The sequence below is a fragment of the Leisingera sp. ANG-M7 genome, assembly GCF_000813965.1.
Taxonomy (GTDB): domain Bacteria; phylum Pseudomonadota; class Alphaproteobacteria; order Rhodobacterales; family Rhodobacteraceae; genus Leisingera.
Map to the genome: position 1 here is coordinate 26889 of NZ_JWLI01000026.1, position 7710 is coordinate 34598.

General features: G+C 65.5%; 6 protein-coding genes. 3 read left to right on the plus strand and 3 right to left on the minus strand.

Features of this window, described 5'->3' with window-relative positions; all coding sequences use genetic code 11:
- Nucleotides 1-148: 148 nt before the first annotated feature.
- Nucleotides 149-1171, minus strand: coding sequence for a replication initiator protein A (locus tag RA26_RS20865; RefSeq protein ID WP_039187169.1), 1023 nt, complete (start codon nucleotides 1169-1171; stop codon nucleotides 149-151).
- A gap of 485 nt (nucleotides 1172-1656) precedes the next feature.
- On the opposite strand from RA26_RS20865, the gene RA26_RS20870 reads away from it, so the two are divergent.
- Both RA26_RS20870 and RA26_RS20875 read left to right on the plus strand, forming a co-directional pair.
- On the plus strand, nucleotides 1657-3066 hold the full coding sequence (locus RA26_RS20870) for an AAA family ATPase (protein WP_039187171.1): 1410 nt from the start codon (nucleotides 1657-1659) through the stop codon (nucleotides 3064-3066).
- A gap of 60 nt (nucleotides 3067-3126) precedes the next feature.
- Nucleotides 3127-4299, plus strand: a complete 1173-nt coding sequence (locus RA26_RS20875; RefSeq protein ID WP_039187173.1) for a ParB/RepB/Spo0J family partition protein — start codon at nucleotides 3127-3129, stop codon at nucleotides 4297-4299.
- Nucleotides 4300-4426: 127 nt separating this feature from the next.
- Here the strand turns inward: RA26_RS20875 and RA26_RS20880 are convergent, their stop codons facing one another.
- On the minus strand, nucleotides 4427-5755 hold the full coding sequence (locus tag RA26_RS20880) for a UDP-glucose dehydrogenase family protein (protein WP_039187174.1): 1329 nt from the start codon (nucleotides 5753-5755) through the stop codon (nucleotides 4427-4429).
- A 371-nt stretch (nucleotides 5756-6126) separates the two neighbouring features.
- Between RA26_RS20880 and RA26_RS20885 the strand changes: the two genes are divergently transcribed.
- A complete protein-coding gene (locus RA26_RS20885) occupies nucleotides 6127-7197 on the plus strand; it encodes a glycosyltransferase (RefSeq protein ID WP_241482707.1) in 1071 nt (356 codons plus the stop codon).
- Nucleotides 7198-7206: 9 nt separating this feature from the next.
- Here the strand turns inward: RA26_RS20885 and RA26_RS23280 are convergent.
- On the minus strand, nucleotides 7207-7710 hold a 504-nt coding region (locus tag RA26_RS23280), incomplete at its 5' end, for an ABC transporter permease (protein WP_241482708.1).

The window sequence follows — 7710 nt, forward strand, 5'->3', positions numbered from 1 at the left end:
ATTTGGTCAATCATGCTGACCTTTCCAGGGAGGGGAAAGGCCCGCTTTCCAGGCAAAGGCGGCGGCCTGCGGCCCCGGGCAAACTGAGTATTTATGGAAAGATGAAAACCCGGAGGCCCAAGGGGGGCCAGGGGGGGCCACCCGCCGCCTATTCCGCGGCGCGTTTGCGGACCCAGCCCAGGAAGGCCGCATCCGGAGCACGCAGCCGCGGCGCGCCGGAGCGGACCCACATGGCGCGCCATTCCGCCTCCAGCGCATAGGCATCAGCGCCCGGGATCAGTACGCGTGCCTCCTCCAGCGTCTGCGGCTTCAGCTGCGGCGCATTCAGCACCGCCTCGGTCACCGCCGTCTTCTGGCTGAAGCGGATGATATCACCCTCCAGCTCTTCCAGCGCGTAATCGGGCAAGGGCTGCGCGTCGATCATGTCGCGGATCATCTTGCGGAACACCCGGCGCGGTGACGCCGAGCCGGATTTCTTCAGCAAGGTCTCCACCGAGACCTGCCAGCTGTTCTGCCGCCCGCAATGCTTGCGCGCCAGCTCGTAAATCCGCCGCTCCAGCGGTTTCCTCAGGCGGAAGTAATCGCGGCTGAGTGTCAGCACCGATTTCGACAGCACCGCCCGGTACAGCCAGTCCGAAAGCGTCACCGCCACGCTGACCATCTTGCCCGCGCCTTTCTTGCCGGCCGGCGCCTTGCGCACGATCTCCCATTTCTCAATGAGGCCGAAGCCGGTGGTCACCTCCTGGCCGCCGGTGACGATATTGGTGGTGATGCGGGTGCCCGCCAGCCGCTCAAACGCCTCGCGCAAGCGCCGGTAGGCATCGCCGGAGGTTTCCCGGTTGCAGGCCACCAGCAGGTCATGCGCCTTCAGGTGCAGCACCCGGCTGACCTGGCGGCCGGCATTCAGCGCCGCCATCAGCTGGCTGATGCAGAAGATCAGGATGTCCTTGTCGTGGATCGTCGCCAGCCCCTTCACGGAGGGCGTCACGGTGATCTCGGCGCCGTTGTGCTGGTAGTTCAGGATCCGCCGGTCCGGCCGTGTGCCAAGCGAGAACAGCGGATGCTCCATCGACGCCAGGTCGTTCTTGGGGATCGCCCCGAAGATATCGCAGAGGAAGAAATCCCCCTGCCCTTCCGGAGGGAGTCCCCCCGCCGTCAGCTCTGCTGCCATCTGCCTGTCCGCCGTCTGCTCAGCCGTCTGCCGGAATCTTCTGCCCCGGTCCGCGACTCGTTTTATCGTGGTTTTGATTACACTCACCCTAGGGTTATCCACACCCTGCCGCAACGGGGGTTCGGAATCGTTGGATCGGGGGTTCGGAGTCATTTCAACGGGGTTTCAGAGTCATCCCTCTCCCGGAATCTGCCCCGATCACCCATGAAAAAAGGGCTTTGCGCGACTCGTCCCGCCCCTGTAACTAATAAATAACCCATATTTAACTGGGCAGATTTTTTTGCACCTGCCCGGACACCCCCGCTTTCCCCTGCCGCAACCGCCGGATTTGCTTAGAAAAACCAAAAGGGATGCGCATTTTTCTTCCATGTGCCGTGTTTTTGGGTATTCTGGCAAAAAGGCAGCACATCAGGGCTGCAGAGTTATAACAGCAGTACTTCACAGGACGGGGCCAAGAAGGCCCATCGACAGCAGGCAGCACTCTCATGGCCAGAGATATCCACAAGGCGAACGCAAGCCTCCCTCCCTATTTCAGCATCGACCCGGACGCCGCATTGGCGGAGCTGGACAACCCCACCAGCACCGCGGGCTTTGCCGAGATCGCAAGCGCCTGCGCGCAAGGGCGCGCTGACCTCGCCAGCCGCGGCATGAACGAGGAAGGCCGCAAGGAGCTGCGCCTGTTCTCCACCTGGGAGATCACCCGCTACCTGATCCCGGTCGCCCAGGCCCATTTCCGCCGGGTGCTGAAGGCCAACCCCGATCTGCCCCAGGGCCGCTCCGAGACCGAAGGCGGCGCCAAGTGGTTCACCCTGGATGAGGTTCTGCGCCTGCGCGCCTTCTTTGCCGCGCAAGGATCCAAGGCCAAGGACTACACCCCCTACCGCCCCCAAGGCCTGCCCGCCAAGATGGTCGCCGTGGCGAACTTCAAGGGCGGCGTCGGCAAGACCTCCACTGCCGCCCATCTGGCGATGTCCGCCGCGCTCGACGGCTACAGGGTGCTGGTGATTGATCTGGACAGCCAGGGCTCCATGACCTCGATCTTCGGCGGCAAGGTGGAGGATGAATGGCAGACCGCCTTCCCGCTGCTCGCGCGCCACTACGGTGAGCACTTGCGCCTGGAGAACCAGCGCCGGCTCGACCGCGGCGACGCCCCGCAGCCGCTGGACGAGGCGCTGGATGCGGCGATGGAGATGACCGCACAGGACGTGATCCAGGATACCCACTGGCCCAACATCGACCTGATCGGCGCCCAGCTGAACCTCTACTGGGCGGAATTCCAGATCCCGGTCTGGCGGATGGCGGCGCGCAGCTGGAAGCTGTGGGATGCGCTGACGGAGCGGCTGGAGGCCGACGGGGTCTTGGACCAGTACGACGTGATCTTCATCGACACGCCCCCGGCCCTTGGCTACCTGACCATCAACGGGCTGTCGGCGGCTGACATCCTGCTGGTGCCGATGGGCGCGTCGTTCCTGGAGTTCGACTCGACGGGGCGCTTCTTTGACATGCTGCATTCGACCTTTGCCAGCATCGAGGAGGGCGAGAACCTGGCCGCCCGCGCCCTCGGCCGGCCCGGCATCAGTTTCGAATGGGACGCGGTGCGCGCCGTCATCACCCGCTACGACGGCGCCCAGCAGGGCGAGCTGGCCGCACTCATGCAGGCCTACATGGGCCGGGTGCTCAGCCCTCATAAACAGGATTTCACCGCGCTGATCGGTCAAGCGGGGGAGCAGGTGAGCGGCATCTACGAGGCCGACTACCGCGACTTCAACCGCGAGACCTATGCCCGCGGCCGCGAGACCTTTGACGAGACCTATGCTGCCTTCAAGAAGCTGCTGATCGGCGTCTGGCGGCGCGAGGTGTTGCAGGATGAGGCCGAACAGCGCGCGGCGGGCTAAGGCCCTAACAAGAGATTTTGGGTAGAGTGAGCACCCCAACCGGAAAGAGGCACGAGGATCATGGCAAAACGCAAACGGCTCTCCCCGGCGCAAAGTGATTACCTGTCAGCGGCGCCTGCCGGCAAACCGGCGCTTGGCACCCCCTCCAGCGTGGGGGCCGCGCCGATTGCCCAGGTGGCGTCCGACGCCTCTGCCCAGGCGGCGCTGCAAGAACTCAGCGGCGTGCTGGAAAACGCCCGCGCCAAGGGGCTGATGGTCGAGGAACTGCCGCTGGCGGCAATCGACGAGAACTATCTGGTGCGCGACCGTATCGAGCAGGACGAGGAAGAGCTGCAATCGCTCATGGACTCGATCCGCGCCCGCGGCCAGCAGACCCCGGCGGAAGTGGTGCCGCTGGAGGATACCTTTGGCGGGCGCACCCATGGCCTCATCTCCGGCTGGCGCCGCCTGACCGCGCTCAAGCGGCTCTATGAAGAAACATCAGATCCGCAATTCGCCACGCTGAAGGCGCTGGTGATCGCCCCCGGCAGCGCCGAAGGCGCTTATGTGGCGATGGTCGAGGAAAACGAGATCCGGGTGAACCTGTCGCATTACGAGCGTGCCCGGATCGCGGTGCGCGCCTGTAAGGAGGGCGTCTTTACCCGCCGCAAATACGCGCTGCAGGCACTGTTCGGCAATGCGACCCGAGCCAAGCGCTCCAAGATCGGCAGCTTTGTCACCCTGGTGGAAGCCTTGGATGCGGTGCTGTTCTATCCCACCGCGATCAGCGAGAAGCTGGGCCTGGCATTGGTGCGGGAGATCGAGGCGGATGAGGGGTTTGCGGACCGCGCCACCGCCGCGCTGCAGGCCGCGGACCGCTCCTCCCCGGAGGCAGAGCTGGCGGTGCTGACCCGCCTGACAGAGGCAGAGGTGAAGGCATCACCCAAGTTAGAGCCTGATATGCCCCCTGCCCCGCCGACCCTGGAACAACTGGCGGCGCAGGCGAAGGAGCGGAATGCTGGCCGGGATGCGGAACACTCCCAACCCCCGGTGCCGCCACTGGTCAGCGCCCCGCGGGTGCGCGGCGCCGGCGATTGGGACGCCGCCATGCCGGGTGAGCGGATCATCCTGCCCGCCCCCCGCCGCGGCGTGCGGCTGGCCTATACCCCCAGCGAGCAGAAGATCGAGATCAGCGGCGAGGCCGTCAGCGCCGCCCTGGTCAAGGAGTTGGAAGCCTGGCTGAAAAAGCTCTGATCAGGCTCTGATAGAACAGCAAAGGGCGCGGTTTCCGCGCCCTGTTTTTTGCCTTGTTAGAGCTTGATACTAGGTCAGTATGGTTGACCAAATGTTTCGCGCGCGAAACATTTGGTCCGAACCGGACCTATTTGGCGGCGCCGTTCATCTGGCCACGACCCACCGCCACATAGGTCTCGAACCCGGCCCGTTTGGCGGATTTGGGCGAGTAGATATTGCGCAGGTCCGCCATCCGCGGCACCTCCATCTTGCGCGCCAGCTTCTTCAGATCCAGCGCCCGGAATTCGTTCCATTCCGTGAGCAGCACCACCAGGTCGGCGTTCTGCGCCGCCTTGTAGGGATCGTCCTCCCATTTGACCCCGGGCAGCAGGGCCTCGCCTTCCGCCCTGCCCTGCGGGTCCACCACCCGGACCTTGGCGCCGCCGCCCACCAGGGCGGGCACGATGGTCAGGCTCGGTGCCTCGCGCATGTCGTCGGTATTGGGTTTGAAGGTGACGCCGAGCACCGCGATGGTCTTGCCATTAAAGGTGCCATCGCAGGCATCGCGCAGCTTCTCGACCATCCGGTGCTTCACCTCGTCATTGACCCGCATCACGGTCTCGGTGATCCGCAGGGGGAAGGCGTGGTCCTGGCCGATCCGCGCCAGCGCCGCGGTATCCTTGGGAAAGCAGGACCCGCCATAGCCGGGCCCCGCATGCAGGAACTTGTTGCCGATGCGGCCGTCAAATCCGATGCCGCGGGAGACTTCCTTGACGTCCGCCCCCACCCGCTCGCAGAGGCCGGCGATTTCATTGATGAAGGTGATCTTGGCGGCGAGGAACGCATTGGCCGCGTATTTGATCAGCTCGGCCGATTCCAGGTCGGTGGTCAGGATCGGGAAGTCGCGCAGGTAGAGGGGTCTGTAGATCTCCGCCATCACCTCTGCCGCGCGCTCGTTCTGGACGCCGACCACCACCCGGTCGGGTTTCATGAAATCCTCGATCGCGGCGCCTTCGCGCAGGAATTCGGGGTTGGAGGCGACGTCGAAGTCCGCCTTGGGATTGGCCTTGGCGATCACCTGTTTCACCTGCCGGTTGGTGCCCACCGGGACGGTGGATTTGGTCACCACCACCGCATAGCCCGTCAGCGCTCCGGCGATCTCCTCGGCTGCCGCCATCACATAGGTCAGATCCGCATGTCCGTCGCCGCGCCGGGTCGGGGTGCCGACCGCGATGAACACCGCCTCGGCCCCGTCGACCGCAGCCGCCAGATCGGCGGTGAAGCTGAGCCGCCCCGCCTTCACGTTCTTTTCCATCAGCTGGTCCAGGCCCGGCTCGTAGATCGGCACCTCGCCCTGGTTCAGCCGCGCGATCTTGCCTTCGTCCTTGTCGACGCAGACCACATCATGGCCGAAATCCGAAAAGCAGACGCCGGACACCAGTCCGACATAGCCGGTGCCAATCATCGCAATGCGCATGGAATGCCCTTTCCCCAATCCCCTTTGGCGGCGGTTTTGCGGCCGCCTTGTTCTGAGATTAGAAGGATATACGGCGCCGGACAGGGCGGGAACCGGTTTTTTGCCGGCCCGGTGCCAGACCCGCGGCGGCTGGAAACAGGTCTGACTTCGGCCTGGCACCTGCCTTGAACAGGGTCTGATAAATAGGTCCGCTTCGGACCAAATGTTTCGCGCGCGAAACATTTGGTCCGAAGCGGACCTAAGCGGCCGCCGGTTTTTGCGATGGCAGGGGGCCGCTGCCGGGGCGGTAAAGGATTTGACAGTATCGGGGAATTATGAGTTTTCGGGCCGGAACCGGCAGCAGATTCATCTCACAGGCAGGGAGCCCCCCTTTGACGGCAGCAGACGCACTGAGCAGCGCAACCCCGGCGGAGAGCCCGGCACAGGCCGCCAATCGGGCCGCCAATCCGGCCGCAGGCCCGGCGGCGGCCGGGCGGCTGGTGGCAGTGGTGGTGACCCACAACCGGCTCAGGAAGCTCCAGGCGACGCTGGCGCGGCTCTTGGAGAGCCCGGCGCAGGAGCTGGCGGCGGTGGTGGTGGCCGACAATGCCTCCTCCGACGGCACCGCGGAATGGCTGGCGGCGCAGGACGACCCCAGGCTGGATGTCTGCAGCAGTGCCGAAAACCGCGGCGGCGCCGGCGGCTTCGAGATGGGCATGCGCCGGGCAATGGAAGCCCACGCGCCGGACTGGCTGGTGGTGATGGATGATGATGCCCGGCCTGCGCCCGGCACCCTGGCCGCCTTCCATGCGGCGCCGCGGCCGCTGGACACCGCGCTGGCGGCGGCGGTCTATTTCCCGGACGGCCGCATCTGCGAGATGAACCGGCCCTCGGTCAACCCGTTCTGGAACCCCGGCGTGTTCCTGCGCACCCTGCTGAAGGCGCGCGACGGCTATCACATCCCCTACAGCGACTATGAGGCGGCGGCGCCGCGGCCGATCGACCTCACCTCCTTTGTCGGGCTGTTTCTGCCGCGCCGGATGGTGGCGGCGGCGGGCTATCCGGACCCGGGCCTGTTCCTCTATGGCGATGACGTGATCTACACGCTGGGGCTCAGGCGGCGCGGCGAGAAGATCCTGTTCGATCCCGGCCTGCCATTTGAGCATGACTGCTCCACTTTCCACAACGACCGCCAGCGGGTGTTTTCGCCGCTGTGGAAGGTCTATTACGCCTACCGCAACGGGCTGATGATGTACCGGGCGGCGGCAGGGGGCATTCTGTTCTGGCCGCTGTTCCTGCTGGTGGCGGTGAAATGGCGGCTGACGGCCGGGCGCTACGGGGCGGCGGACAGGGCGGCCTACCTGCGGCTCTGGCGCCATGCGGTGCGCGACGGGCTGCGCCGCGACACCCGCCGCAGCCATGCCCAGGTGATGGCGCTGGCGGCGGGGCGGGACGGCGGCTGAGCGGCAGGCTCAGCGGTTCAGGATCACCCGGTGGAACCGGCCCATCAGCACCATCCCCAGCGCCAGCAGCACCATGCTGGTGAGCAGCACGAAGGGCACGTTCACGTAAGCAGGCGTATAGGTGGGGTAGACGCCTGCGCGCATCAGCCCGGCGATATGGATCAGCGGGTTGTACCACAGGATGTCCTGCGCCAGCTGCGGCATGTCATCGTAGAGAAAGAAGATGCCGGAGGCGAGGAACAGCGGCCGGGTGATGATCGACCAGACCATCTCCCACAAGGGATAGAGCCCCATCAGCACGCAGTTGAGCATGCCCACCCCCAGCCCCAGCGCCATCGCCAGTCCCGAGGCCACGGCCATCTTCGGCAGGTCCAGCACCGCCCGGCTGTCGATGACGGCCAGGATGCCGCTGAGCAGCAGGATGATGACCAGCACGCCGGTCAGGCTGTTCAGCAGGAAGCGGGCGATCACCGCATCGGCCCAGGTAACGGCGGGGAACCGCAGCAGCGGGGG